Source organism: Streptomyces sp. Wb2n-11, assembly GCF_001049855.1.
Taxonomy (GTDB): domain Bacteria; phylum Actinomycetota; class Actinomycetes; order Streptomycetales; family Streptomycetaceae; genus Streptomyces; species Streptomyces altiplanensis.
In genome coordinates this window covers 1,861,037-1,886,431 of record NZ_CVPB01000001.1, presented here as the reverse complement: position 1 = coordinate 1,886,431, position 25,395 = coordinate 1,861,037, and the positions used below count along the sequence as shown (strand labels likewise).

The following is a 25,395-nucleotide window of genomic DNA, read 5'->3' as shown; positions in this document are numbered from 1 at the left end:
CGTACGACACCTGGACCACGGCCGGAGCCCACTGTGCGGGGGCTCCGGCCGTTCCCCCTGCCCCGGGCCGGGCCGAGTGCCGGTCGGTGTGCCAGGGGTGGTGAGGATGCCGGGAATCGGGTAGATACGGACGAGTGAAACCGGGCGGTAATGCGACCGGCCGGGCCCCGACTCGCGGCGAGGTGAGCTCCTCATGTCCGCACAACCGACCCAGCAGCCCAAGGTCTCCGAGCGCGAAGCACGCCAGGTCGCCGAGGCCGCGCGCGAACAGGACTGGCGCAAGCCCAGCTTCGCCAAGGAACTCTTCCTCGGCCGCCTCCGGCTCGACCTGATCCATCCCCACCCGATGCCGCCGCCGGACGACACCGCGCGCGGCGAGGCGTTCCTCGCCAAATTGCGGGACTTCTGCGAGACGAGGATCGACGGCGCGCGGATCGAGCGCGAGGCGAAGATCCCCGACGAAGTGATCAACGGGCTCAAGGAGCTCGGCGTGCTCGGCATGAAGATCGACACCAGGTACGGCGGTCTCGGCCTCACCCAGGTGTACTACAACAAGGCCCTCGCGCTCGTCGGCTCGGCGAACCCGGCCATCGGCGCCCTCCTGTCGGCGCATCAGTCGATCGGCGTACCGCAGCCGCTCAAACTCTTCGGCACGCAGGAGCAGAAGGACGCCTTCCTCCCGCGCCTCGCCCGCACCGACATCTCCGCCTTCCTCCTCACCGAGCCCGATGTGGGATCCGACCCGGCCCGGCTCGCGACGACGGCGGTGCCCGACGGCGACGCGTACGTCATGGACGGCGTGAAGCTCTGGACGACGAACGGGGTGGTCGCCGACCTGCTCGTCGTCATGGCGCGCGTCCCGAAGTCCGAGGGGCACAAGGGCGGCATCACCGCCTTCGTGGTGGAGGCCGACTCCCCGGGCATCACCGTCGAGAACCGCAACGCCTTCATGGGCCTGCGCGGTCTGGAGAACGGCGTCACCCGCTTCCACCGGGTACGGGTCCCCGCCGCGAACCGCATCGGCCCGGAAGGCGCCGGCCTCAAGATCGCCCTCACCACGCTCAACACCGGCCGCCTGTCCCTGCCCGCGATGTGCGTCGGCGCGGGCAAGTGGTGCCTGAAGATCGCCCGCGAGTGGTCGTCGGCGCGCGAGCAGTGGGGCAAGCCGGTTGCCCTCCACGAGGCCGTCGGCTCGAAGATCTCCTTCATCGCCGCCACCACCTTCGCGCTCGAAGCCGTCCTGGACCTCTGCTCGCAGATGGCCGACGAGGACCGCAACGACATCCGCATCGAGGCGGCCCTCGCCAAGCTGTACGGCAGCGAGATGGCCTGCCTGATGGCCGACGAGCTGGTCCAGATCCGCGGCGGCCGGGGCTTCGAGACGGCGGACTCCCTGGCGGCGCGCGGCGAACGGGCCGTCCCCGCCGAGCAGATCCTGCGCGACCTGCGCATCAACCGGATCTTCGAGGGCTCGACCGAGATCATGCACCTGCTGATCGCGCGCGAGGCGGTCGACGCCCACCTGAAGGTGGCGGGTGACATCATCGACCCCGACAAGCCCCTGTCGGCGAAGGCGAAGGCCGGGGCGAACGCGGCGGGCTTCTACGCCAAGTGGCTCCCGAAGCTGGTCACCGGCCCGGGCCAGCTCCCCCGCTCGTACGCCGAATTCCACCCGGCGGGCCACCCGGACCTCTCGGTCCACCTCCGCTACGCCGAACGCACGGCCCGCAGGCTCGCCCGCTCCACCTTCTACGCCATGTCCCGCTGGCAGGGCCGCATGGAGACGAAGCAGGGCTTCCTCGGCCGCATCGTCGACATCGGCGCGGAGCTCTTCGCGACGAGCGCGGCCTGCGTACGCGCCGAACTCCTGCGTACGACAGGGGATCACGGCCGCGAGGCGTACCAACTGGCCGACGTCTTCTGCCGCCAGTCGCGCATCCGCACCGAAGAGCTCTTCAACCGGCTGTGGACCAACACCGACGACCTCGACAACAAGGTCGTCAAGGGCGTCCTGTCCGGTACGTACACCTGGCTGGAGGACGGCATCATCGACCCGAGCGGCGAAGGCCCCTGGATCGCCGAGGCCGCCCCCGGCCCCTCGCAGAAGGAGAACGTCCACCGCCCGATCCGCTGAGGAACCGCGCCCGGAGCCCGGTGGGGCCGGCCGCCGCAGGGCCGGCCGCCCCCACCGGACGGCGCCTGCCCCGCCCCGCGGTCACCGGCGGTGGTTCTCCCCGCGCGGGAGAACGCCGAAGCGCCCGCCTCCGCGGCGGCCGGGCGGCGGCCGCCGGCATGTCCACAGGGCGGAACAGCCCGCCCCCGCCGCGCCGTACCCGACAGGATGGGGCCCCCGACCGTCGTAGACATCCCCGGCTCCAAGTCCGTGACCGCCCGCGCCCTCTTCCTCGCCGCCGCGGCCGCCGGAACCACCACCCTCCTGCGCCCGCTGCGCTCGGGCGACACCGAGGGCTTCGCCGAAGGGCTGGGCAGGCTCGGGTACCGGCTGGAGCGCGGGCCGGACGCCTGGCGCGTCGAGGGCCGCCCGGCGGGCCCCGCCGTCGGCGAGGCCGACGTCTACTGCCGCGACGGCGCCACCACCGCCCGCTTCCTGCCCACGCTCGCCGCCGCGGGCGCGTCCGGTACGTACCGCTTCGACGCGTCCCCGCAGATGCGCCGCCGCCCCCTCGCCCCGCTCACCGACGCGCTGCGCGCGCTCGGCGTCGACCTCCGCCACGAGGAGGCGGAGGGCCACCACCCCCTCCGCGTCACCGCCGCCGGCATCAAGGGCGGCGAAGTGACCCTGGACGCGGGGGAGTCGTCCCAGTACCTCACCGCGCTCCTGATGCTCGGCCCGCTCACCGCCGAGGGCCTGCGCATCACCGTCACCGACCTGGTTTCGGCGCCGTACGTCGAGATCACGCTCGCGATGATGCGCGGCTTCGGCGCCGAGGTGACGCGCGAGGGCGACACCTTCACCGTCCTGCCCGGCGGCTACCGCGCGACGACGTACGCCGTCGAACCCGACGCGTCCACCGCGAGCTACTTCTTCGCGGCGGCAGCGATCTCACCCGGCCGCGAGGTCACGGTCCCCGGGCTCGGCGCCGGCGCGCTCCAGGGGGACCTGCGCTTCGTCGGGGTACTGGAGCGGATGGGCGCCGAGGTCCGTGTCACCCCGGACAGCACCACCGTCCGGGGCACCGGCACCCTGGACGGCCTCACGGTCAACATGCGTGACATCTCCGACACCATGCCGACGCTGGCGGCCGTGGCGCCGTACGCCGCAGGACCGGTCCGTATCGAAGACGTGGCCAACACGCGCGTGAAGGAGTGCGACCGGCTGGAGGCGTGCGCGGAGAACCTGCGCCGGATGGGCGTCACGGTCGCCACCGGCCCCGACTGGATCGAGATCCACCCCGGCACGCCCCGCCCCACCGAGATCGCGACGCACGGTGACCACCGCATGGCGATGTCCTTCGCCGTCACGTCACTGCGCACCGCACCCGGTGTCACGTTCGACGACCCCGGCTGCGTACGGAAGACCTTCCCGGCCTTCCACGAGACCTTCGCCGCGCTTCGGCGGGCCTGGTAGCCCGCGGACGAGGCCGTGCCACGCGCCGCCCGCCGGACCCGCCGTCCGCCTCACGCCCCGACGGTCCCGTCGATGCTCTCCCGGAGGAAGTCGGCGTGGCCGTTGTGCCGGGCGTACTCGTGCATCAGGTGCAGCATGACCAGCCGCAGCGACACGTCCTCGCCCGTCTTCGCCCGGTGGCCGGTCACGTCCAGCGACTCCGCCTCCCGCTCGATGCGGCGCGCGTGCTCCACCTCCGCCCGCCAGGCCGCGAACGCCTCCGACCGGGTGGCCGAACCGGCGTCGTACGCCACCTGGAAGTCGCCCTCGTCCGACCACACCAGTGGTATGTCCTCGCCATTGATCACCCGCCGGAACCATGCCCGTTCCACCTCGGCCATGTGACGCACCAGACCCAGCAGCGACAGCGCCGACGGCGGCATCGACCGTCGGCGCAGCTCCTCGTCGGTCAGCCCGTCGCACTTCATGGCGAGCGTCGCGCGGTGGAAGTCGAGAAAGGCGCGCAGCGTCTCGCGCTCACCCGCGGTCAGGGGCGGACCGATTCGTTCGGTGTTCAAGGGGAAGGCCTCTCTGTACGGGACCGGAGGGCGGAGTCGTGGAGCCGGCCGCCCCGTGGACCACCATCGTGCGGTCACTCACGCATCAACAGAACCAGAGGTCAGGCATGTTCGGGGCGGGCAAGCAAGGCAGGCGGCGGCGCGGGGCGGCTCTCGCCATGGGCGGTCTCCTGCTCGTGGGTGCGGTCGCGTGCGGCGGCGGTGGCGACGGCGGCGGCCAGGACGACAAGAAGCCCGGGGACAGGGCCGGCGGCGACAGGGCCGGGGCCACCGCGAGCGCGAGCGGGCCCGAGGTGCTCACCGAGGCGCAGCTCACCGCGGCCTCCTTCACCGACGGGGAGACGGTCGGCAGGTACACCGCGTCCGAGTTCACCCTCGGCGCCCCCCACGGCGACGAGTACACCGCCGACCCCGCCGTCTGCCAGCCCCTCGTCAGCCTCGCCGCCGACGTCACCGACTACGACCTGAGGACCGAGGTCAGCCGCAAGGTCGACGTCCCCGGCGAGACGCCCGGCCCCACCGTCGACGTCCAGCTCCGCTCGTACGGGAGCGGCGACGCGGCCCGCGTCATGAAGGACCTCGACAAGGCCGGCGAGGAGTGCGCCGGCGGCTTCACCGAGGAGCGCGCCGTCGCCCGGGGGAAGTACCTCGAGGTCGAGCCCGTCGAGACGCCCGGCTTCGGAACCGGCGCGGACGAGGCCGAGGCGTACCGCCTCACGATCCGCGACGTGAAGGGGAAGCTCAAGCTCCGCGACTACCTCACGGTCGTACGGTCCGGCTCGACCACTCTCTCCTTCCGCGGCGACATCCTCGGCACCGAGGACATCGGGGGAGTGCCGCGGGAAGTCCTGGACGCCCAGTGGGAGAAGTTCCGGGCGGCGACCGGCGCCAATTGATCCGGGCGCTGTCCGGCCGGTGAGACGTTGCGGCAACAATGGGGGGCATGAGCGACAGCCCAGCCCCCCTCGCCGACCCGCACATCGCCTTCGATCCGTCCGAAGGCCGCCGGGACATCGTCGTCCTCGGCTCCACCGGGTCCATCGGCACCCAGGCCATCGACCTGGTGCTCCGTAACCCCGATCGCTTCCGCGTCACCGCGCTCTCCGTGGCCGGCGGCCGGGTCGGCCTGCTCGCCGAGCAGGCGCGGCAGCTGCGTGTCCACACCGTCGCGGTCGCCCGCGAAGACGCCGTGCCCGCCCTGCGCGAGGCGCTCGGGCAGCAGTACGGCAACGGCGAGCCCCTCCCCGAGATCCTGGCCGGACCCGACGCCGCCACCCAGCTCGCCGCCTCCCCGTGCCACACCGTGCTCAACGGCATCACCGGATCCATCGGTCTCGCCCCGACCCTCGCCGCCCTCGAAGCGGGCCGCACCCTCGCCCTCGCGAACAAGGAGTCACTGATCGTCGGCGGCCCGCTGGTGAAGGCGATCGCCAAGCCCGGCCAGATCATCCCGGTCGACTCCGAGCACGCCGCCCTCTTCCAGGCCCTGGCCGGCGGCACTCGCGCCGACGTCCGCAAGCTCGTCGTCACCGCCTCCGGAGGCCCCTTCCGCGGGCGTACGAAGGCCGAGCTCGCCCACGTCACCCGCGAGGACGCCCTCGCCCACCCCACCTGGGCCATGGGCCCGGTGATCACGGTCAACTCCGCCACCCTGGTCAACAAGGGGCTGGAGGTCATCGAGGCGCACCTCCTGTACGACATCCCCTTCGACCGCATCGAGGTCGTCGTCCACCCCCAGTCGTACGTTCACTCGATGGTGGAGTTCACCGACGGCTCGACGCTCGCCCAGGCGACACCGCCCGACATGCGTGGCCCGATCGCCATCGGCATCGGCTGGCCCGAGCGCGTCCCGGACGCCGCCCCCGCCTTCGACTGGTCCAAGGCTTCGACCTGGGAGTTCCACCCGCTCGACGAGGACGCGTTCCCCTCCGTGGGACTCGCCCGCCACGTCGGTACGCTCGCGGGCACGGCTCCCGCGGTGTTCAATGCCGCCAACGAGGAGTGCGTCGACGCGTTTCTCGCCGGGCGGCTGCCGTTCACAGGAATCGTGGATACGGTCGCCGCAGTCGTGGCCGAGCACGGCACCCCGCGTGCGGGAACCTCGCTCACGGTCGCGGACGTCCTGGAAGCCGAGGCCTGGGCACGAGCCCGGGCCCGTGAAATCGCAGAACAGGCAACAGCGGAGGCTCGCGCATGACGACGATCCTGTTGACGGTCCTCGGGATAGTCATCTTCTTCGCCGGGCTGCTCTTCTCGATCGCCTGGCACGAGCTCGGTCACCTCTCGACCGCCAAGCTCTTCGGTGTCCGCGTGCCGCAGTACATGGTCGGCTTCGGCCCCACCATCTGGTCGCGCCACAGGGGCGAGACGGAGTACGGCATCAAGGCGATCCCGCTCGGCGGCTACATCCGCATGATCGGGATGTTCCCGCCCGGGGCCGACGGGAAGGTGGAGGCCAGGTCGACCTCCCCGTGGCGCGGCATGATCGAGGACGCCCGCTCGGCGGCGTACGAGGAACTGCGGCCCGGCGACGAGACCCGCCTCTTCTACACGCGCAAGCCGTGGAAGCGCGTGATCGTGATGTTCGCCGGTCCCTTCATGAACCTGATCCTCGCCGTGGCGATCTTCCTCGGCGTCTTCATGACGATCGGCCTGAACCAGCAGACGACCACGGTCGACCAGGTCGTCCCCTGCGTGGTCGCGCAGAGCGAGAACCGCGACTGCCGCAAGAGCGACCCCGCGTCGCCCGCCAAGGCCGCCGGCCTGCGGGAGGGCGACAAGATCGTCGCCTTCGACGGCAAGCCCGTCGAGGACTGGGCCACGCTCTCGGAGCGTATCCGCGACACCATCGGCCCCGCCTCGATCACGGTCGAGCGCGACGGCCGGGAGAAGGTCCTCCAGGCGGAGCTGATCGCCAACAAGGTGGCCAAGAAGGACGCCCAGGGCCAGCCGATCGCCGACGAGTACGTCGAGGCGGGCTACCTCGGCTTCGGTCCCGGCATGGCCGTCACCCCGCTGTCCTTCAGCGACTCGGTGGACCGGATGGGCGTCATGATCGAGTCCGGCGTGGACTCGCTCATCGCCCTGCCGTCCAAGGTCCCCGACCTGTGGAACGCCGCGTTCAACGGCGAGGAGCGCAAGGCGGATTCCCCCATGGGCGTGGTCGGCGCGGCCCGTGTCGGCGGCGAGATCCTCGGGCTCGGACTGCCCATGGAGAACACCGTCGGGATGATGCTCTTCCTCATCGCGGGCTTCAACCTCTCCCTCTTCCTCTTCAACATGCTGCCGCTCCTGCCGCTCGACGGCGGACACATCGCGGGGCCCTGTGGGAGTCGCTGAGGCGCAATGTGGCGAAGGTCTTCCGACGGCCCGACCCGGGCCCCTTCGACGTCGCCAAACTGATGCCGGTGGCGTACGTCGTCGCCGGGATCTTCATCTGCTTCACCGCCCTCGTCCTGGTGGCGGACGTAGTGAACCCCGTCCGGATTTCCTGATACGGGGGGCTTGCCGACCGCCCGCAATGGGGTGGTTTTGTCGACGTGATGTGCCCCGGGGTTTCGAGGTGACGTAACCTCGGTCCCCGGAGCCCGCCGATCTCGGGACCTTGATCCACACCTTGGGGTTGCACAGCAGATGACTGCAATTTCTCTCGGAATGCCGTCCGTTCCGACGAAGCTCGCCGACCGTAGGGTCAGCCGCAAGATCCAGGTCGGGTCGGTGGCCGTCGGCGGGGACGCACCCATCTCGGTGCAGTCGATGACGACGACCAGGACGTCCGACATCGGCGCGACGCTTCAGCAGATCGCGGAGCTGACCGCTTCGGGCTGCCAGATCGTGCGGGTGGCCTGCCCCACCCAGGACGACGCGGACGCGCTGGCCACCATCGCCCGCAAGTCGCAGATCCCGGTGATCGCGGACATCCACTTCCAGCCGAAGTACGTGTTCGCCGCGATCGACGCCGGGTGCGCGGCGGTCCGGGTGAACCCGGGCAACATCAAGCAGTTCGACGACAAGGTGAAGGAGATCGCCAAGGCGGCCTCCGCCGCCGGCACCCCGATCCGCATCGGCGTCAACGCCGGATCGCTGGACGCCCGCCTGCTGCAGAAGTACGGCAAGGCCACCCCGGAGGCACTGGTCGAGTCCGCCCTGTGGGAGGCCTCCCTCTTCGAGGAGCACGGCTTCGGCGACATCAAGATCTCGGTCAAGCACAACGACCCGGTCGTGATGGTCAACGCCTACCGTCAGCTCGCCGCGCAGTCCGACTACCCGCTGCACCTCGGTGTGACGGAGGCCGGACCGGCCTTCCAGGGCACCATCAAGTCCGCGGTCGCCTTCGGCGCGCTGCTGAGCGAGGGCATCGGCGACACCATCCGGGTCTCGCTGTCGGCCCCGCCGGCCGAGGAGGTCAAGGTCGGCCTGCAGATCCTGGAGGCGCTCAATCTCAAGCAGCGCCGTCTGGAGATCGTGTCCTGCCCGTCCTGCGGGCGCGCCCAGGTCGATGTGTACAAGCTCGCCGACCAGGTGGCCGCCGGCCTCGACGGCATGGAGGTGCCGCTGCGCGTCGCCGTCATGGGCTGTGTCGTCAACGGTCCCGGCGAGGCGCGCGAGGCGGACCTCGGAGTCGCCTCAGGCAACGGCAAGGGGCAGATCTTCGTCAAGGGCGAGGTCATCAAGACCGTCCCGGAGTCGAAGATCGTCGAGACCCTCATCGAAGAGGCGCTGAAGATCGCCGAGCAGATGGAGAAGGACGGCGTCCCCTCCGGGCCGCCGGTCGTCGACGCGGTGGGTGAGCCCGAGGTCTCCGTCGGCTGACGCCCCGCGGACCGACAGCAGCGGAGCCCCGCCCCCGGCCGGGCTCCGCTGCCGTTCTGCGACACCCCGTGGACACGCCAGGTACAGTGCGGAGATCAGAAGACCGTACGGTGAGGCCCCTCACGTGTTGACTCAGACCACTACCCGGGTCCTCGGCCCAGGCGATCTCGGCGCCGCACTCGCCATCCTCGAGAGCGAGCCCGTCGCCAACGCCTTCGTGACCTCGCGCGTCCGGGCCGCCGGACTCGACCCCTGGCGCCTCGGCGGCGAGATGTGGGGCTGGTACGCGGACGGTCGGCTCCGCTCGCTCTGCTACTCCGGCGCCAACCTCGTCCCGATCTGCGCGCCCCCCGAAGCGGTACGCGCCTTCGCCGACCGGGCCCGCAGGGCCGGCCGCCGCTGCTCGTCGATCGTCGGCCCCGCCGAGGCCACCGGGCAGCTGTGGCGGCTGCTCGAACCCAGCTGGGGCCCGGCCCGCGAGGTGCGCGCGCGCCAGCCGCTCATGGTCGCCGAGGAGCCCTCGCCCGAGGTCCGGCCGGACCCCCGCGTCCGGCGCGTCCGCAGGACCGAGATCGATGTGATCATGCCCGCGTGCGTGGCGATGTTCACCGAGGAGGTCGGTGTCTCGCCGCTCGCCGGTGACGGCGGGCTGCTCTACCAGGCGCGCGTCGCCGAACTGGTCGCCGCCGGACGGTCGTTCGCCCGTATCGAGGACGGCAAGGTCGTCTTCAAGGCCGAGATCGGCGCGGCGACCCCCCGGGCCTGCCAGATCCAGGGCGTCTGGGTGGCCCCCGAGTTCCGCGGCCGCGGCCTGTCCGAGACCGGCATGGCTGCCGTACTGCGCCACGCGCTGGCCGATGTCGCCCCCGTCGTCAGCCTGTACGTCAACGACTTCAACACGGCGGCCCGCGCCTCCTACCGCCGGGTCGGCTTCCGCGAGGTCGGTGCGTTCATGAGCGTGTTGTTCTGACCTTGCCGCCCAGTAGGGTCGCTTTATGGCACCTCTTTCCGGGGGCGAACCCCACAGCCCCGCCGTAGTGGTCGCGCCGGTCGATCTCGCCGCGCGCGTGGACGAGGCGCTCGCCGTCCAGGCCCTCGCCTTCGGGCTCACCGACGAGGAGATCGGTGTACGCCGTCACATCGTGCTGCGGCACCTGCTGAACCCCGGTGCGCGGGCGCTCGGCGCGACGACGCCCGACGGACGGCTCGTCGGCTTCGTCTACGGGATGCCCAACGACCGTACGCACTGGTGGTCCACGGTCGTCGAGCCGCACCTGCGCCGCGCCGGGAACGACGACTGGCTCGACGACTCCTTCGTCATCACCGAACTGCACGTCGACCCCGCCCACCAGGCACGCGGCATCGGCCGCGAGCTGATCACCACCATCACCGACACCGCGTCGCAGCCGCGTTCGATCCTCTCCGCGATCGACATCGAGAGCCCGGCACGCCGCCTCTACCGCGCGCTGGGCTACGCCGACCTGGCCCGCCAGGTGCACTTCCCGAGCGCCCCCAGGCCGTACGCCGTGATGGGCGCCCCGCTCCCGCTGCGCCGTCACGGCGCGTAACGGATTTCCCGGTGCCTGTGCTGCCCGGCTAACCTCCTAGCCATCACACTTTTCTTCGCAGGAGTTCACCATGGCCCAGGTCCAGCGCATGTCCCGTCTGATGGTCAAGACACTGCGTGACGACCCGGCGGACGCCGAGACGCTCAGCCACAAGCTGCTGGTGCGTGCCGGGTACGTCCGCCGGAACGCGGCGGGGATCTGGACCTGGCTCCCGCTGGGCAAGAAGGTCCTCGAGAACATCTCGCGCGTCGTGCGCGAGGAGATGGACGAGATCGGCGCCCAGGAGGTGCTGCTGCCGGCGCTCCTGCCCAAGGAGGCGTACGAGGCGAGCGGCCGCTGGGAGGAGTACGGCGACCTGCTGTTCCGCCTCAAGGACCGCAAGGGCGCCGACTACCTGCTCGGTCCGACGCACGAAGAGATCTTCACGCAGACCGTCAAGGACCAGTGCACGTCCTACAAGGACCTGCCGGTGATGCTCTACCAGATCCAGACGAAGTACCGCGACGAGGCGCGTCCGCGCTCCGGTGTGCTGCGCGGCCGCGAGTTCCAGATGAAGGACTCGTACTCCTTCGACACGACGGACGAGGGCCTCGCCGAGTCGTACGCGCTGCACCGCGCCGCGTACCAGAAGATCTTCGCGCGCCTCGGCCTCGACTTCCGCATCGTCTCCGCCGTGTCCGGCGCGATGGGCGGTTCGGCGTCCGAGGAGTTCCTGGCCCCGGCCGCGGCCGGCGAGGACACCTTCGTGGACTGCCCGTCCTGCGACTACGCGGCCAACACGGAGGCCGTGACCTTCAGTCCCGCCGCCGTCGCCGCCGCGTACGACGGCTCGGAGCACGGCCCGGTCGAGGAGCTGGACACCCCCGACACCCCGACGATCGAGACCCTCGCCCAGCACCTGGGCGTACCGGCCTCGGCGACCCTGAAGAACCTGCTCGTCAAGGTCGACGGCGAGATCGTCGCCGTCGGCGTGCCCGGTGACCGCGAGGTCGACCTCGGCAAGCTGGGCGAGCACCTGGCGCCCGCCGTGGTCGAGCTCGTCACGGCCGAGGACTTCGTGGGCCGCCCCGACCTCGTACGCGGCTACGTCGGTCCGCAGGGCCTGGAGAAGGTCCGCTGCATCGCCGACCCGCGCGTCGCCGCCGGCACCGCCTGGATCACCGGCGCCAACAAGCCCGGCACCCACGCGAAGAACGTCGTCGCGGGCCGCGACTTCCAGGTCGACGACTACCTGGACGTCGTCGTCGTCGAAGAGGGCGACCCGTGCCCGAAGTGCGGCACCGGCCTCAAGCTCGACCGCGCGATCGAGATCGGCCACATCTTCCAGCTCGGCCGCAAGTACGCCGACACCTTCCAGCTCGACGTGCTCGGTCAGCAGGGCAAGCCGGTCCGCGTGACCATGGGTTCGTACGGCATCGGCGTCTCCCGCGCCGTCGCCGCCCTCGCCGAGCAGTCCGCCGACGACAAGGGCCTGTGCTGGCCGGCCGAGATCGCCCCGGCCGACGTGCACGTCGTCGCCGCCGGCAAGGCGCTCCAGACGGAGCTGGCCGTCGAGGTCGCCGACAAGCTGGGCGCGGCCGGCCTGCGGGTGCTGGTCGACGAGCGTCCGGGCGTCTCGCCGGGCGTGAAGTTCACGGACGCCGAGCTCATCGGCGTACCGAAGATCCTGGTGGCGGGCCGCCGCAGCGCCGAGGGCGTCGTGGAGCTCAAGGACCGCCGCACGGGTGAGCGCGAGGAGCTGACGGTGGACGAGGCGATCGCCCGCCTGACCGCCTGACGCAGAGCAGACGCACGAGGGCCCCGCGCGATCGCGCGGGGCCCTCGTCGCGTTTTCACGTCAGCGGTACGAGTCGATGAGCCTCGCCAGATGACGGCCCGCGATCTCCAGCGGCTCCTCGCTCCGGGAGACCTGGGCGGCCAGCTCGGCGCCCTCCAGCGTGTTGATCACGGTGTACGCGAGCGCGGGGGCCTCGTCCTCGGCCACGCCCGCCTCGCGCAGCCTGTCCGACACCACCGCCCGCCAGCGCGCGAACGCCTCGGCGGCGGCCCGCTGGATGTCCGGGGCGCTCCCCGCCGTACCCACGACCGTCGAGGTCACCGGGCAGCCCTCGGCCCAGTCGGAGGCGCGCAGGCCTTCGGCGAGGGCCCCGGTCAGCGCGAGGACGGCCTTCGCCGGGTCCTGCTGGCCCTCGAACGTCTCGCGCAGGATGTCGGTGAACTCCTGGTCGCCGTGGCGTACGGCGGCCACGGCCAGCTCCTGCTTGCCGCCGGGGAAGAAGTGGTAGACGGACCCCAGCGTGGCCTCGGCCTCCCGCGAGATCTGCTTGATCCCGGTCCCTTCGTACCCCTGCCGCTGCATCAGCCGTGAGGTCGTCCGGACGATCCGCTCGCGCGTACCCGGCCCCGGTCCCGTTCCCGTGTTCTGCTCCGCCTTGGTCTTCACGCGTCGAGCTTACCGAATAGAGCGTTCGTTCCAGAGTGTGTTAGGTTCCTTCCTGAATAGAGCGTTCGTTCTAGAAGGGGATCTCGCATGCGTGAGCAGCAGCAGTCCGTGACCGTGATCGGCCTCGGCCCGATGGGGCAGGCGATGGTGGGCGCGTTCCTGGACGCCGGCCACGAGGTGACCGTGTGGAACCGGACGGCGAGCCGGGCCGACGAACTGGTGGCGAGGGGGCGCGCCGGGCGGCCACGGTCGAGGAGGCGCTCGCCGCCAACGAACTGGTCGTCCTCAGTCTCACCGACTACGACGCGATGTACGCCATCCTGGAGCCGGCCACCGCGTCGCTGAACGGACGGGTCCTCGTCAATCTCAGCTCCGACACCCCCGACAGGGCCCGCGCGGCCGCCGAGTGGGCCGCCGGGCACGGCGCGCGCCACCTCACCGGCGGGGTGCAGTCCTCGCCCTCGACCATCGGCGGGCCGGACGTGTCGACGTACTACAGCGGCCCGAAGGACGTCTTCGAGGCCCACCAGGACACCCTGGAGGTGCTCACCGGCACGGACTACAAGGGCGAGGACCCCGGCCTGGCCGCGCTCTACTACCAGCTCCAGATGGACATGTTCTGGACGGGCCTGGTCAGTTGGCTGCACGCCCTCGCGGTGGCCGGTGCGAACGGCATCAGTGCCGAGGAGCTCCTGCCGCACGCCTCGGAGACGTTCGCCTCGATGCCGAACTTCCTCGGGTTCTACACCCCGCGGATCGACGCGGGGGAGCACCCCGGCGACGTCGACAGGCTCGCCATGGGGGTGGCCAGCGTCGCGCACGTCCTGCACACCACGCGCGACGCGGGTGTCGACCCGGCGCTGCCCGCCGCGATGCTCGGCATCTTCGAGCGGGGCATGGCGGACGGCCGCGCCGGTGACAGCGTCACCAGCCTGGTCGAGGTCTTCGGGAAGGCGGGGGCGCGATAGCGGCCGCTACAGCCAGCCGGCGAACTCCAGCAGCAGTTCGGCGTCCTGGTGGCGGCCGGCCGCGGTCGCCCGTACGCCCGACTCCACCGCACGGAACAGCGTCCAGCCGTGCAGCCTGGCCCGGTCCACGTCCAGGGAGTCGGCGAGCTTGTTCACCCGGCGGCGGGTGACGGACGCGCCCGCCGCCGTCGCGACGAGGTCCTCGATCCGGTCGCGGACCAGCCGGGCCAGGTCGTACGCCCGCTCCCCGACCAGCGGGTCGGGCCCGACGGCCAGCCACGGGGCCCGGTCGCCGGCGAGCACCTTGCCCTGCCTGAAGTTGCCGTGCAGCAACAGGAGTTCACCGGCGGACGCCGTCAGCTCGTCACGCGCCGCGAGGGCCGCCTCGACCAGCGGGACGAGCGAGGGGCCCGCGGAGCGCATCGCCGCGGCCTGGCGGGCCGTGCGCTGGGCGACGGTCTCGAAGGGGTGGTCCGCGGGCGGCTCGACCCACAGCCGCCGTACGGTCCCGGCGGCTTCGAGCAGCGCCTTGGCCTCCGGCAGGGAACGCAGCGAGACCTCGCTGTGCAACCGCTCCAGGAGGAACTCACCGCCACCCGTTTCCTCCCGGTCGAGCAGCTGGACCGCTCCCCAGCCGTTCCAGTGCGCCAGCGCCGCCCGCTCCGGGCCGGGTCCGGCCTCCTCGGGCGCGATCTTGAGCGCGGCCGGAGTGCCGTCCTGCTGCCGTACGAGGACGACCAGGCTGCTCCTGCCGCCGGGGTTCTGCACCCGCTCGACGGTCAGCTCCCGCCGGGACACGGCCTCCTCGGCGAGCTCGGGCAGCTTCCCGAGCCAGTCGGCGGCCGCCGCGTCTCCGTACGCCTCGCCCAGCGCTCGTACGAGACGCGGCGGCGCTTCAAAAAGCATGCGTGTGGGTCCCCTTCAAAGGCCGGCTCGAAGCTCACTGCTTGCGGCTCGTGACCGGGGTGGTCAGCTCGGCGAGCCCAGGAAAGGCTACGCCGCGTCCCCGCCAGCGCACCGCCCGCACCGCTGCCTCCCGCAGCGCCCCCGCCGCCTCGCGCCGGAGCGGCCCGGTGGCGGCGCGTACGAGGTCGGAGTAGACGCCGGCCACCCGGTTCTCCAGCTCGGCGGCGAGCCGCAGCGCCGCGGCCGCGTCGGGCACCGGGAACGGCAGGGCGTACGCGGCGGCCGCGGCCACCGGGGTGGCGCCCAGGTCGCGCACGGTCCGTTCCAGCGCGTCGCGCCGCGCACGGTGGGCGTCGTACGCCTCCCGCGCCTCGTCCCTGCGCTCGTCGGCGATCCGGCCGCCGACGACCCCGTACCCGTACACGGCCGCGTGTTCGGCGGCCAGGGCGGCCTGCACGGCCTCCACCGCCTGCATGCCGGTCGGCGTCCCGCTCACCCGTCGCTCCCCTCGGTCGTCAGCAGATACACGTGCGCGGCGCCGGCCGCGGCGACGGACGCCAGCAGCCGTGCCAGCTCCGCCGGCGCGTCGAGGAGGGCCGCGGTGTGCGCGTCGGCGCCGCGCCGCTCCTCGGCGGCGAGCTCCTTCAGCGCGGCCTTCGGCTCGGTGGCGACGGCCGGCGGCGCGGAGGCGCCGCCCGCCGGGCCCCCGGCCCGCAGCGCGTCCGTCTGCCTGGCCACCGCTTCGCGCAGCGGTTCCAGCCGGCCGGCGGTGGAGGGGTGGGCGGCGATGACGGCGTCGTAGTGCGCCAGGAGCGTCTGCCGCACCCGCGCGGAACGCTTCCGCAGCCTCGCCTCGGTCCGCGCGGACGCGGCCCCGGCCCCGGCGGCGGAGCCTTGCGTGCCCCCCGGAGCCGAATCCTCCGTACACCCGCCGGCCAGCAGCGCGACGGCCGCGGCCCCGGTCGCCGCGAGCGCACCCCTGCGTGTGGTTTCCGTGCGCCGCACGTGTGTCTCCCTCGGGCCTCTGCGGTGATCACCGCAGGCGAGCGTACCTGCGGCCGCGCGGTGGGCGGACGGCAACACCCCTCGGGACCGGATACCCTTTGATCTGACACGCGACGATCCACACAACAGCACACGCGGCCGAGGAGTCACCCGGATGAGCACCACCCAGAGCGACAGGCTGCGCGCACTCCTGGAACCACTGGTCAGCGCAGAAGGCCTCGATCTGGAAGACATCGAGGTGTCCCGGGCGGGCCGCCGCCGCCAGCTGAGGATCGTCGTCGACTCCGACGAGGGCGTGGAACTCGACGCTTGCGCCGAGCTGAGCCGCGCCGTCTCCGAGAAGCTCGACGAGACGGACGCGATGGGTGAGGGCGAGTACGTCCTCGAAGTCAGTTCGCCGGGCGCCGACCGCCCGCTGTCGGAGCGCCGCCACTACGTACGGGCCACCGGCCGCCTCGCCAAGCTCACGCTGAACGACGCCACCGAGCTGGTCGCGCGCATCCTGGCCGTGGACGACGAGGGGCTCGACCTCGAAGTGCCGGGCGTGAAGGGCCGCAAGCCCACCGCCCGCCGGGTCGCCTTCGCGGACATCGCCAAGGCGCGGGTGGAGATCGAGTTCAACCGCAAGGACAAGAAGGAAGAGGAGGCGTAGCCATGGACATCGACGTAAAGCTCCTGAAGGGCTTGGCGAAAGAAAAGGAGATCTCCTTCGACCTTTTGGTCGAGGCGATCGAATCGGCCCTCCTCATCGCGTACCACCGCACCGAGGGAAGCCACCGCCGCGCGCGCGTGGAACTCAACCGCGAGACCGGGCACGTGACGGTCTGGGCGAAGGAGGACCCGGCGGATCTCGAAGAGGGCCAGGAGCCCAAGGAATTCGACGACACCCCGTCCGACTTCGGACGGATCGCGGCGAGCACCGCCAAGCAGGTCATCCTCCAGCGTCTGCGCGACGCCGAGGACGACCGGACCTTCGGCGAGTACGCGGGCCACGAGGGCGACGTCGTCACGGGCGTCGTGCAGCAGGGCAGGGACCCCAAGAACGTCCTGGTCGACCTCGGCAAGCTGGAGGCCATCCTGCCCGTGCAGGAGCAGGTGCCCGGCGAGGAGTACACGCACGGCCTGCGACTGCGGTCGTACGTCGTACGGGTGGCCAAGGGAATGCGCGGCCCGTCCGTGACGTTGTCGCGTACGCACCCCAACCTGGTGAAGCAGCTCTTCGCCCTGGAGGTGCCGGAGATCGCGGACGGCTCGGTCGTCATCGAGGCCATCGCCCGCGAGGCCGGCCACCGCTCCAAGATCGCCGTACGGTCGACGCGGTCGGGCCTGAACCCCAAGGGCGCCTGCATCGGCCCGATGGGCGGACGCGTGCGCAACGTCATGGCCGAGCTGCACGGCGAGAAGATCGACATCGTGGACTGGTCGGACGACCCGGCCGAGATGGTGGCCAACGCGCTGTCGCCCGCACGCGTCAGCAAGGTCGAGATCGTGGACATGGCGACCCGCTCCGCCCGGGTCACCGTGCCCGACTACCAGCTCTCGCTGGCCATCGGCAAGGAGGGCCAGAACGCCCGCCTCGCGGCCCGGCTGACCGGCTGGCGCATCGACATCCGTCCCGACACCGAGCAGCCCTCGGACGACCGGGACTGAGGCAGGTTTCACGACAACAACCGTTCGATTTTTGCCCCGATGGGGTGAGGTCGCTGCGGGGAGGTAGACTTAATAGTGTCTGGCCGGACGCATGCCCGCGTATGCCCTGAGCGAACCTGTGTGGGATGCCGGGAGCGAGCGGCCAAGAGCGAACTGCTGCGGATCGTGGTGGTCGAGGGTGAGTGTGTCCCCGATCCTCGCGGTACGCTGCCCGGCCGGGGTGCGTACGTTCACCCCGCCCCTGCCTGTCTCGCTCTGGCGGTCCGCCGCCGGGCGTTTCCCCGGGCCTTTCGGGGCCGGGCACCGCTCGACACAACGGCACTGAGCCAGTTTGTCGAGCAGGCAACACCGTAAGAAGAGAACGGCACGGATAACCGTGCGGTCAGGTACCTCGCGAGTTGGAAGTAGGTCGAGATTGCGATGAGCACTCGATGAGTACGCGATGAGTACGCCCATGAAGTAGCGACGGTCCGGCGGTAACCCGGACCTCAAAGGAGCGAAGTGGCAAAGGTCCGGGTATACGAACTCGCCAAGGAGTTCGGTGTGGAGAGCAAGGTCGTCATGGCCAAGCTCCAAGAACTTGGTGAATTCGTCCGCTCGGCGTCCTCGACGATCGAGGCGCCGGTTGTACGCAAACTGACTGACGCACTGCAGGGTCCCGGCGGCAACGCCGGCAAGTCCGCAGCCAAGCCGGGCGCGCCGCGTAAGGCGACGCCCGCGAAGCCGTCCCCGACGGCCCCCTCGTCCGCGCCCTCCCCGGCGCAGGCAGCACGTCCCGGCGCCCCGAAGCCCGGTGCCCCGGCCCCCAGGCCGGCCGCGGCCGAGGCCCCGAAGAGCGCCCCGGCGGCGTCCGCGCCGTCCGGCACCCCGCGTCCGGGCCCCAAGCCCGCACCGGCCAAGCCCGCTCCGGCGGCACCGGTGCCCGCGGCGGAGTTCTCCGCGCCCGAGCCGGCCCAGCAGGCTGCCCCCGCGCAGCCGCAGCAGGCCCCGCGCCCCACGGGCGCCACGCCCGGCCCGCGTCCCGCCCGTCCGGCTCCGGCCGGTCAGCGTGACGGCGGCCAGCGTGACGGCGGCCAGCGCGACGACCGCCGTGGTGGCGAGCGTCCCGCCCGTCCCGGCGGCCAGCAGGCCCCGCGTCCGGGCGGTGCCCGTCCCGCGGGTCCGCGTCCGGGCAACAACCCGTTCACCTCCGGCGGCTCCACCGGCATGGCGCGCCCCCAGGCGCCCCGTCCCGGCGGCGCACCCCGTCCGGGCGGCGGCGCCGGTGCTCCGGCACCCGGTGGCGCCCCGCGCCCGCAGGGCGGTCCCGGCGGCGCGCAGCGTTCCGGCGGCCCCGGCGCCCCCGGCGGCGCACGTCCGACCCCCGGTGGCATGCCCCGTCCGCAGGGCGGCGCCCCGCGTCCGGGCGGCGCTCCCGGCGGTAACCGTCCGAACCCCGGCATGATGCCGCAGCGTCCGGCTGCCGGTCCCCGTCCTGGTGGCGGTCCCGGCGGCGGTGGCCGCGGTCCCGGCGGCCCCGGTGGCCGTCCGGGTGGTGGCGGCGGCGGTCGTCCCGGTGGCGGCTTCGCCGGCCGTCCGGCCGGTCCCGGTGGCGGTGGCGGCGGCTTCGCCGGCCGTCCCGGTGGTCCCGGTGGCGGTGGCGGCGCGGGCCGTCCCGGTGGTGGCGGCGGCTTCGGCGGTCGTCCCGGCTTCGGTGGCCGTCCCGGCGGTCCCGGTGCCCGTGGTGGCACGCAGGGTGCGTTCGGCCGTCCCGGCGGGCCCGCTCGTCGCGGTCGCAAGTCGAAGAGGCAGAGGCGCCAGGAGTACGAGGCCATGCAGGCCCCGTCCGTGGGCGGCGTCATGCTGCCTCGCGGCAACGGACAGACCGTCCGCCTGTCGCGCGGTGCCTCGCTCACCGACTTCGCCGAGAAGATCAACGCCAACCCGGCGTCGCTCGTCGGCGTGATGATGAACCTCGGCGAGATGGTCACTGCCACGCAGTCCGTCTCCGACGAGACGCTGAAGCTCCTCGCGGAAGAGATGAACTTCGTCCTCGAGATCGTCAGCCCGGAGGAGGAGGACCGCGAGCTTCTCGAGTCCTTCTCCATCGAGTTCGGCGAGGACGAGGGCGGCGAGGAAATGCTCGTCTCCCGTCCGCCGGTCGTGACCGTCATGGGTCACGTCGACCACGGTAAGACCCGACTGCTGGACGCGATCCGCAAGACGAACGTCGTTGCGGGCGAGGCCGGCGGTATCACGCAGCACATCGGTGCGTACCAGGTCGCCACCGAGGTCAACGGTGAAGAGCGCGCCATCACCTTCATCGACACCCCCGGTCACGAGGCGTTCACCGCCATGCGTGCCCGTGGTGCGAAGTCCACCGACATCGCGATCCTCGTGGTCGCGGCGAACGACGGTGTGATGCCGCAGACGATCGAGGCGCTGAACCACGCCAAGGCGGCCGACGTGCCGATCGTGGTCGCGGTCAACAAGATCGACGTCGAGGGTGCCGACCCGACCAAGGTGCGCGGTCAGCTCACCGAGTTCGGTCTGGTGGCCGAGGAGTACGGCGGCGACACGATGTTCGTCGACATCTCCGCCAAGCAGGAGCTGAACATCGATCAGCTGCTGGAGGCCGTGGTCCTGACCGCGGACGCTTCGCTCGACCTCCGGGCGAACGCGGAGATGGACGCGCAGGGTATTGCGATCGAGGCCCACCTCGACCGCGGTCGCGGCGCCGTCGCCACCGTGCTCGTCCAGCGCGGAACGCTCCGCGTCGGTGACACGATGGTCGCCGGTGACGCGTACGGCCGAGTCCGGGCGATGCTCGACGACCACGGCAACAACGTCGAGGAAGCGGGTCCGTCGACCCCCGTCCTGGTCCTGGGTCTCACCAACGTCCCCGGCGCCGGCGACAACTTCCTGGTCGTCGACGAGGACCGTACGGCCCGCCAGATCGCCGAGAAGCGTGCGGCGCGCGAGCGCAACGCGGCCTTCGCCAAGCGCACCCGCCGGGTGTCCCTCGAGGACCTCGACAAGGTGCTCAAGGCCGGTCTGGTCCAGGACCTCAACATCATCATCAAGGGCGACGCGTCCGGTTCGGTGGAGGCTCTCGAGTCCTCGCTGCTCCAGCTCGACGTCGGTGAAGAGGTTGAGATCCGGGTCCTGCACCGCGGTGTGGGCGCGGTCACCGAGTCCGACATCGACCTGGCGATGGGCTCCGACGCCATCGTCATCGGCTTCAACGTCCGAGCTGCCGGCCGCGCCGCGCAGATGGCGGACCGCGAGGGCGTGGATGTCCGGTACTACTCGGTCATCTACCAGGCGATCGAAGAGATCGAAGCGGCCCTCAAGGGCATGCTCAAGCCGGAGTACGAAGAGGTCGAGCTCGGCACGGCGGAGATCCGCGAGATCTTCCGCTCGTCCAAGCTGGGCAACATCGCCGGTGTCCTGGTCCGCTCGGGCGAGGTCAAGCGCAACACCAAGGCGCGCCTCATCCGCGACGGCAAGGTCATCGCCGAGGACCTCAACATCCAGGGTCTGCGCCGCTTCAAGGACGACGTCACCGAGATCCGCGAAGGCTTCGAGGGCGGTATCAACCTCGGAAACTTCAACGACATCAAGATCGACGACGTCATCGCGACGTACGAGATGCGCGAGAAGCCGCGCGGCTGAGCCGTGTAGCTGCGCAGTACAGTCGGGGCCGCTCGGCGGAGATTATTTCCGTCGAGCGGCCCCGGCCGTTGCGTGTACGGTTCTTGTGTCCCTGCCGAGTGGTCGGCGGGACACGGCCGTGCCAGTCCGGGGGACGACCCCCGGGCCCCCGAACCCGTACCGGCGGGACATCCGGACACACATGTACGTGGGGACACTGTCCTTCGACCTGCTCCTCGGCGACGTACGGTCGCTGAAGGAGAAGCGCTCCGTAGTACGCCCGATCGTCGCCGAGCTGCACCGCAAATTCGCAGTGAGCGTGGCGGAAGTCGGCGACCAGGATGTCTATCGCAGAGTCGAGATCGGCGTGGCGGTGGTCTCAGGGGATACGGGGCATCTCACAGACATACTGGACCGGTGCGAGCGCATGGTCGCCGCCCGGCCCGAGGTGGAGCTGCTGTCGGTGAGACGGCGGCTGCACAGTGACGAAGACTGACGTTCAGCAGAAAGAGGAGACGGACCGGTGACCGACAAAGCGCGGGCCCGCAAGCTGGCCGATCGCATCCAGGTCGTGGTCGCGGAGACCCTGGACCGGCGAATCAAGGATCCGCGACTGGGGTTCGTGACCATCACGGACGCCCGGGTCACCGGTGACCTGCGGGAGGCCACGGTCTTCTACACGGTCTACGGCGACGACGAAGCGCGCGCCGCTTCGGCCGCCGCACTGGAGAGCGCCAAGGGCGTCCTGCGTTCCGAGGTCGGCCGGCAGACCGGGGTGCGCCACACGCCGTCGCTGACGTTCGTCGCGGACGCACTGCCGGACACCGCGCGCACGATCGAGGACCTCCTCGACAAGGCGCGTGCCAAGGACGCCGAGGTGCGCCAGGTCTCGACGGGCAAGACGTACGCCGGCGACGCCGACCCGTACCGCAAGCCCGACGACGACGCCGACGAAGCCGCCGACGACGAGGACGAGGGCGAAACCGCGGGATGAAGCGCACCACCACGACGCCGGACGGCCTTGTCATCGTCGACAAGCCGTCCGGCTTCACTTCGCACGACGTCGTCGCCAAGATGCGCGGGATCGCCAAGACCCGCCGCGTCGGCCACGCGGGCACGCTCGACCCCATGGCGACGGGCGTCCTCGTCCTCGGCGTCGAGAAGGCCACGAAACTCCTCGGTCACCTCGCACTGACCGAGAAGGAGTACCTGGGCACGATCCGGCTCGGCCAGACCACGGTCACCGACGACGCGGAGGGCGAGATCACCACGTCCACCGACGCGTCCGGCGTGACCAGGGAAGGCATCGACGCGGGCGTCGCCGGGCTGACCGGCGCCATCATGCAGGTGCCGTCCAAGGTCAGCGCCATCAAGATCAACGGCAAGCGGTCGTACTCGCGGGTGCGCGAGGGCGAGGAGTTCGAGATCCCGGCCCGGCCGGTGACCGTCTCGTCCTTCCAGGTGTACGACGTGCGTGAGGCGGTGGCCGAGGACGGGACGCCCGTCGTCGACCTCGTCGTCTCCGTGGTCTGCTCCTCCGGTACGTACATCCGCGCCCTCGCCCGTGACCTCGGCGCGGGGCTCAGCGTGGGCGGGCACCTGACCGCGCTGCGCCGGACCCGGGTCGGCCCGTACGGGCTCGACGCGGCGAAGACGCTGGAGCAGCTCCAGGAGGAGCTCACGGTCATGCCGATCGCCGACGCGGCGGCCGCCGCGTTCGCGCGCTGGGACGTGGACCAGAGGCGCGCGGGCCTGGTGACCAACGGCGTACGGCTCGACATGCCGGCGTACGACACCAGCCCGGTCGCGGTCTTCGGGCCCGAGGGGCGTTTCCTCGCGCTCGTCGAGGAGAGCCGGGGCAAGGCGAAGAGCCTCGCCGTATTCGCCTGACGCGTCGAAGTCACCGTGGAGCGGCCCGCCCGGGGGCCGGCCGCTCCACGATCCCCCTTGGAAGATCTCTGTCCGTTCCACCCCGCCGACTCACCCACTTGGACGGGCGCTCGGAGTGACTGACGGGCGCGCAAGGGGGCGCGTTCGATGTCCGCCGGACAGCGGGGGGGCCCGGGGACTCCCATGCCGATGCGAGCCGCACGCTGTGGGCATGGCAGTCTTAGACCTGCGTAATCGGCAGTCCCACGTACACAGGTTCGGGTTCGAGTTCGGACGAGGAGAGCGGTCACAGTGCAGCGCTGGCGTGGCTTGGAGGACATCCCCCAGGACTGGGGACGCAGCGTCGTCACCATCGGCTCCTACGACGGAGTGCACCGCGGACACCAGCTGATCATCGGCCGCGCGGTGGAGCGCGCCCGTGAGCTGGGCGTGCCTTCGGTCGTCGTCACCTTCGATCCGCACCCGAGCGAGGTCGTGCGCCCCGGCAGCCACCCCCCGCTGCTCGCCCCGCACCACCGCCGGGCCGAGCTGATCGCGGAGCTGGGCGTGGACGCGCTGCTGATCCTGCCCTTCACCCAGGAGTTCTCGAAGCTCTCGCCGGCCGACTTCATCGTGAAGGTGCTGGTCGACAAGTTGCACGCGCGGACGGTCATCGAGGGTCCCAACTTCCGCTTCGGCCACCGGGCGGCGGGCGACGTGGCCTTCCTGACCGAGCTCGGCCGGACGTACGACTACGAGGTCGAGGTCGTCGACCTGTACGTGACCGGCCGGGCGGGCGGCGGCGAGCCGTTCTCTTCCACGCTGACCCGGCGGCTGGTCGCCGAGGGCGACGTCGAAGGCGCCGCGGAGATCCTGGGCCGGCCGCACCGCGTCGAGGGCGTCGTGGTGCGCGGGGCGCAGCGCGGCCGTGAACTCGGCTACCCGACGGCGAACGTCGAGACGCTTCCGCACACCGCGATCCCCGCCGACGGCGTGTACGCGGGCTGGCTGACCGCGGAGGGCGAGAAGATGCCCGCCGCGATCTCGGTCGGCACCAACCCGCAGTTCGACGGCACGGAGCGGACGGTGGAGGCGTACGCCATCGACCGCGTGGGCCTCGATCTGTACGGACTGCACGTCGCCGTCGACTTCCTCGCGTACGTACGCGGCCAGGAGAAGTTCGACTCGATCGAGGCGCTGCTGGAAGCCATCGGGGCCGACGTGAAGCGCTCGCGCGAGCTCATCGAGGCGTACGCCGCGCAGTAGCCCCGGGGCCCGGCGGCCTCAGGCACCGGCGGCCTCCGTCTCCGCCGCATCCCCGGCGCGGGCGGCCGCCCAGTGGCAGGCGACCTGGGCCTCCTCGCCGCCGGTCAGGACGGGCAGGAGCGTGGTACGGCAGTCGGCGGCGACGCCCGTGCGCTCGGCCTCGCCCGAGGCGAGTACCTGGCAGCGGACGTGGAAGCGGCAGCCGCCGGGGACGCGGGACGGGTCCGGGGGCTCGCCGGTGAGCACGACCGGTTCCTCACCGGACTCCGGGAGTACGGACAACAGGGCCCGGGTGTAGGGGTGCTGGGGGTCCGTCAGTACCTTCTCGGCGGGTCCCGTCTCCACGATCCGGCCCAGGTACATCACCGCCACCCGGTCCGCGATGTTCCAGGCGAGACCGAGGTCGTGGGTCACGACGAGTGCGGAGAGCCCCAGGTCGTCGCGCAGCGACAGCAGGAGGGCCAGGATCTCCCCTCGTACGGACGCGTCGAGGGAGGCCACCGGCTCGTCGGCGACGATGAGTTCGGGGTCGAGGACGAGCGCGCCCGCGATGACGACGCGCTGGCGCTGGCCGCCGGAGAGTTCGTGCGGGTAGCGCAGGAAGAACCGCTCGGGCGGCCGCAGCCCGGCGCGCGAGAGCGCCCCGGCGACGGCTTCGCGCTCGTCTCCCGCGCAACCGTGGATGCGCAGGCCTTCCGCCACGGCGTCGTACACCGTGTGCCGCGGGTTGAGCGAGCCGCTGGGGTCCTGGAGGACCAGCTGGACGCGCTTGCGGTACGCCTTCAGGGAGCGCGAGGCGTAGTCGAGGGGTTCGCCGCCGAAGGTGACGTGGCCCGAGGTGGGCGGAACCAGGCCGAGCAGCGAACGGGCGAGTGTGGTCTTGCCGCACCCGGACTCGCCGACGAGCGCGACGATCTCGCCGGGGCGGATGTCGAGGTCGACGCCGTCGACGGCGCGGGCGGTCGCCGCGCCACGCCGCCCGGGGAAGGCGACGTGCAGTCCGGCGGCGGAGAGGAGGGGCTCGGTGCTCATGTCTGGCTCCGGTGTAGTCGTGGGACGGGGTGGGGACGGGGCGCGGTGCCGCTGCGCGGGCCGGGGAAACGCCCCGCGCAGCGGAGCCCCACCCGCA

22 protein-coding genes and 2 pseudogenes are annotated in these 25,395 nt (G+C 71.7%); 18 read left to right on the top strand and 6 right to left on the bottom strand.

All coding sequences use genetic code 11. The annotated features are described in order from the left end of the window. Positions 1 to 193 precede the first annotated feature (193 nt). Both BN1555_RS08265 and aroA read left to right on the top strand, forming a co-directional pair. Entirely contained in the window at positions 194 to 2,134 is a 1,941-nt protein-coding gene (locus BN1555_RS08265; RefSeq protein ID WP_093798767.1) for an acyl-CoA dehydrogenase family protein, read from the top strand. Between the two features lie 207 nt (positions 2,135 to 2,341). After that, a complete protein-coding gene (gene aroA, locus BN1555_RS08260) occupies positions 2,342 to 3,589 on the top strand; it encodes a 3-phosphoshikimate 1-carboxyvinyltransferase (protein WP_093798766.1) in 1,248 nt (415 codons plus the stop codon). A gap of 50 nt (positions 3,590 to 3,639) precedes the next feature. Here aroA and BN1555_RS08255 read toward each other — a convergent pair whose 3' ends face one another. After that, the gene (locus tag BN1555_RS08255; protein ID WP_093798765.1) at positions 3,640 to 4,146 is read right to left on the bottom strand and encodes a DinB family protein; all 507 of its coding nucleotides are present in this window, start codon (positions 4,144 to 4,146) and stop codon (positions 3,640 to 3,642) included. Between the two features lie 107 nt (positions 4,147 to 4,253). Between BN1555_RS08255 and BN1555_RS08250 the strand changes: the two genes are divergently transcribed. From BN1555_RS08250 to BN1555_RS08220, 7 genes and pseudogenes are all read left to right on the top strand, one after another. Beyond that, positions 4,254 to 5,042, top strand: coding sequence for a hypothetical protein (locus BN1555_RS08250; protein WP_141662830.1), 789 nt, complete (start codon positions 4,254 to 4,256; stop codon positions 5,040 to 5,042). A gap of 47 nt (positions 5,043 to 5,089) precedes the next feature. Next, positions 5,090 to 6,343 (top strand): 1-deoxy-D-xylulose-5-phosphate reductoisomerase, encoded by a 1,254-nt coding sequence (gene dxr, locus BN1555_RS08245; RefSeq protein WP_093798763.1) that lies wholly within the window; start codon positions 5,090 to 5,092, stop codon positions 6,341 to 6,343. Then, a pseudogene (locus BN1555_RS08240) lies at positions 6,340 to 7,640 on the top strand (RIP metalloprotease). The gene dxr and the pseudogene BN1555_RS08240 overlap by 4 nt, the downstream one beginning before the upstream one ends. A gap of 139 nt (positions 7,641 to 7,779) precedes the next feature. Next, positions 7,780 to 8,958 (top strand): flavodoxin-dependent (E)-4-hydroxy-3-methylbut-2-enyl-diphosphate synthase, encoded by a 1,179-nt coding sequence (gene ispG / locus BN1555_RS08235; RefSeq protein WP_093798762.1) that lies wholly within the window; start codon positions 7,780 to 7,782, stop codon positions 8,956 to 8,958. A gap of 124 nt (positions 8,959 to 9,082) precedes the next feature. Continuing rightward, positions 9,083 to 9,928 carry a GNAT family N-acetyltransferase gene (locus tag BN1555_RS08230; RefSeq protein WP_176709994.1) on the top strand — a complete coding sequence of 282 codons (846 nt, stop codon included), beginning with the start codon at positions 9,083 to 9,085 and terminating at the stop codon, positions 9,926 to 9,928. 25 nt (positions 9,929 to 9,953) lie between these two features. Next, positions 9,954 to 10,526: a GNAT family N-acetyltransferase gene (locus BN1555_RS08225; RefSeq protein WP_093798760.1), complete on the top strand. Its 573-nt coding sequence runs from the start codon at positions 9,954 to 9,956 to the stop codon at positions 10,524 to 10,526. A 70-nt stretch (positions 10,527 to 10,596) separates the two neighbouring features. After that, complete coding sequence (locus tag BN1555_RS08220) at positions 10,597 to 12,303, top strand: proline--tRNA ligase (protein WP_093798759.1); 1,707 nt, start codon at positions 10,597 to 10,599, stop codon at positions 12,301 to 12,303. Between the two features lie 60 nt (positions 12,304 to 12,363). On the opposite strand, the gene BN1555_RS08215 is transcribed toward BN1555_RS08220, so the two are convergent. After that, complete coding sequence (locus BN1555_RS08215) at positions 12,364 to 12,969, bottom strand: TetR/AcrR family transcriptional regulator (protein ID WP_304364344.1); 606 nt, start codon at positions 12,967 to 12,969, stop codon at positions 12,364 to 12,366. 87 nt (positions 12,970 to 13,056) lie between these two features. Between BN1555_RS08215 and BN1555_RS08210 the strand changes: the two are divergent. Then, positions 13,057 to 13,937 (top strand): annotated as a pseudogene (locus tag BN1555_RS08210) (NAD(P)-dependent oxidoreductase). Positions 13,938 to 13,943: 6 nt separating this feature from the next. On the opposite strand, the gene BN1555_RS08205 reads toward BN1555_RS08210, so the two are convergent. From BN1555_RS08205 to BN1555_RS08195, 3 genes are read right to left on the bottom strand one after another with little or no spacing between them, the layout of a single operon-like run. After that, positions 13,944 to 14,843, bottom strand: coding sequence for an aminoglycoside phosphotransferase family protein (locus BN1555_RS08205; protein ID WP_093798758.1), 900 nt, complete (start codon positions 14,841 to 14,843; stop codon positions 13,944 to 13,946). 34 nt (positions 14,844 to 14,877) lie between these two features. Then, positions 14,878 to 15,318 (bottom strand): ferritin-like domain-containing protein, encoded by a 441-nt coding sequence (locus BN1555_RS08200; RefSeq protein ID WP_093803276.1) that lies wholly within the window; start codon positions 15,316 to 15,318, stop codon positions 14,878 to 14,880. 17 nt (positions 15,319 to 15,335) lie between these two features. Beyond that, positions 15,336 to 15,848, bottom strand: coding sequence for a hypothetical protein (locus BN1555_RS08195; protein ID WP_093798757.1), 513 nt, complete (start codon positions 15,846 to 15,848; stop codon positions 15,336 to 15,338). Positions 15,849 to 16,002: 154 nt separating this feature from the next. Between BN1555_RS08195 and rimP the strand changes: the two genes are divergently transcribed. From rimP to BN1555_RS08155, 8 genes are all read left to right on the top strand, one after another. Beyond that, a complete protein-coding gene (rimP, locus tag BN1555_RS08190; protein ID WP_093798756.1) occupies positions 16,003 to 16,500 on the top strand; it encodes a ribosome maturation factor RimP in 498 nt (165 codons plus the stop codon). Positions 16,501 to 16,502: 2 nt separating this feature from the next. Next, on the top strand, positions 16,503 to 17,498 hold the full coding sequence (nusA, locus tag BN1555_RS08185) for a transcription termination factor NusA (protein ID WP_093798755.1): 996 nt from the start codon (positions 16,503 to 16,505) through the stop codon (positions 17,496 to 17,498). A 75-nt stretch (positions 17,499 to 17,573) separates the two neighbouring features. Beyond that, on the top strand, positions 17,574 to 17,852 hold the full coding sequence (locus BN1555_RS08180) for a YlxR family protein (RefSeq protein WP_093798754.1): 279 nt from the start codon (positions 17,574 to 17,576) through the stop codon (positions 17,850 to 17,852). A 147-nt stretch (positions 17,853 to 17,999) separates the two neighbouring features. Then, the gene (gene infB / locus BN1555_RS08175; protein WP_093798753.1) at positions 18,000 to 21,152 is read left to right on the top strand and encodes a translation initiation factor IF-2; all 3,153 of its coding nucleotides are present in this window, start codon (positions 18,000 to 18,002) and stop codon (positions 21,150 to 21,152) included. A gap of 181 nt (positions 21,153 to 21,333) precedes the next feature. Continuing rightward, entirely contained in the window at positions 21,334 to 21,627 is a 294-nt protein-coding gene (locus BN1555_RS08170; RefSeq protein WP_093798752.1) for a DUF503 domain-containing protein, read from the top strand. Positions 21,628 to 21,654: 27 nt separating this feature from the next. Beyond that, entirely contained in the window at positions 21,655 to 22,125 is a 471-nt protein-coding gene (gene rbfA, locus BN1555_RS08165; RefSeq protein ID WP_093798751.1) for a 30S ribosome-binding factor RbfA, read from the top strand. After that, positions 22,122 to 23,021: a tRNA pseudouridine(55) synthase TruB gene (truB, locus tag BN1555_RS08160; protein ID WP_093798750.1), complete on the top strand. Its 900-nt coding sequence runs from the start codon at positions 22,122 to 22,124 to the stop codon at positions 23,019 to 23,021. The genes rbfA and truB overlap by 4 nt, the downstream gene beginning before the upstream one ends. 291 nt (positions 23,022 to 23,312) lie before the next feature. Continuing rightward, positions 23,313 to 24,266, top strand: coding sequence for a bifunctional riboflavin kinase/FAD synthetase (locus BN1555_RS08155; RefSeq protein ID WP_093798749.1), 954 nt, complete (start codon positions 23,313 to 23,315; stop codon positions 24,264 to 24,266). An 18-nt stretch (positions 24,267 to 24,284) separates the two neighbouring features. Here the strand turns inward: BN1555_RS08155 and BN1555_RS08150 are convergent, their stop codons facing one another. Beyond that, entirely contained in the window at positions 24,285 to 25,298 is a 1,014-nt protein-coding gene (locus tag BN1555_RS08150) for an ABC transporter ATP-binding protein (protein WP_255305937.1), read from the bottom strand. Positions 25,299 to 25,395: the final 97 nt, after the last annotated feature.

Bases quoted from the DNA above. Each gene is read 5' to 3' on its own strand.
- BN1555_RS08170 (WP_093798752.1), top strand. From the start codon at position 21,334: ATGTACGTGGGGACACTGTCCTTCGACCTGCTCCTCGGCGACGTACGG.
- rimP (WP_093798756.1), top strand. From the start codon at position 16,003: ATGAGCACCACCCAGAGCGACAGGCTGCGCGCACTCCTGGAACCACTG.
- BN1555_RS08225 (WP_093798760.1), top strand. From the start codon at position 9,954: ATGGCACCTCTTTCCGGGGGCGAACCCCACAGCCCCGCCGTAGTGGTC.
- nusA (WP_093798755.1), top strand. From the start codon at position 16,503: ATGGACATCGACGTAAAGCTCCTGAAGGGCTTGGCGAAAGAAAAGGAG.
- BN1555_RS08220 (WP_093798759.1), top strand. From the start codon at position 10,597: ATGGCCCAGGTCCAGCGCATGTCCCGTCTGATGGTCAAGACACTGCGT.
- aroA (WP_093798766.1), top strand. From the start codon at position 2,342: ATGGGGCCCCCGACCGTCGTAGACATCCCCGGCTCCAAGTCCGTGACC.
- BN1555_RS08150 (WP_255305937.1), bottom strand. From the start codon at position 25,298: ATGAGCACCGAGCCCCTCCTCTCCGCCGCCGGACTGCACGTCGCCTTC.
- ispG (WP_093798762.1), top strand. From the start codon at position 7,780: ATGACTGCAATTTCTCTCGGAATGCCGTCCGTTCCGACGAAGCTCGCC.
- dxr (WP_093798763.1), top strand. From the start codon at position 5,090: ATGAGCGACAGCCCAGCCCCCCTCGCCGACCCGCACATCGCCTTCGAT.
- truB (WP_093798750.1), top strand. From the start codon at position 22,122: ATGAAGCGCACCACCACGACGCCGGACGGCCTTGTCATCGTCGACAAG.
- BN1555_RS08265 (WP_093798767.1), top strand. From the start codon at position 194: ATGTCCGCACAACCGACCCAGCAGCCCAAGGTCTCCGAGCGCGAAGCA.
- BN1555_RS08250 (WP_141662830.1), top strand. From the start codon at position 4,254: ATGTTCGGGGCGGGCAAGCAAGGCAGGCGGCGGCGCGGGGCGGCTCTC.
- BN1555_RS08205 (WP_093798758.1), bottom strand. From the start codon at position 14,843: ATGCTTTTTGAAGCGCCGCCGCGTCTCGTACGAGCGCTGGGCGAGGCG.
- BN1555_RS08200 (WP_093803276.1), bottom strand. From the start codon at position 15,318: ATGCAGGCGGTGGAGGCCGTGCAGGCCGCCCTGGCCGCCGAACACGCG.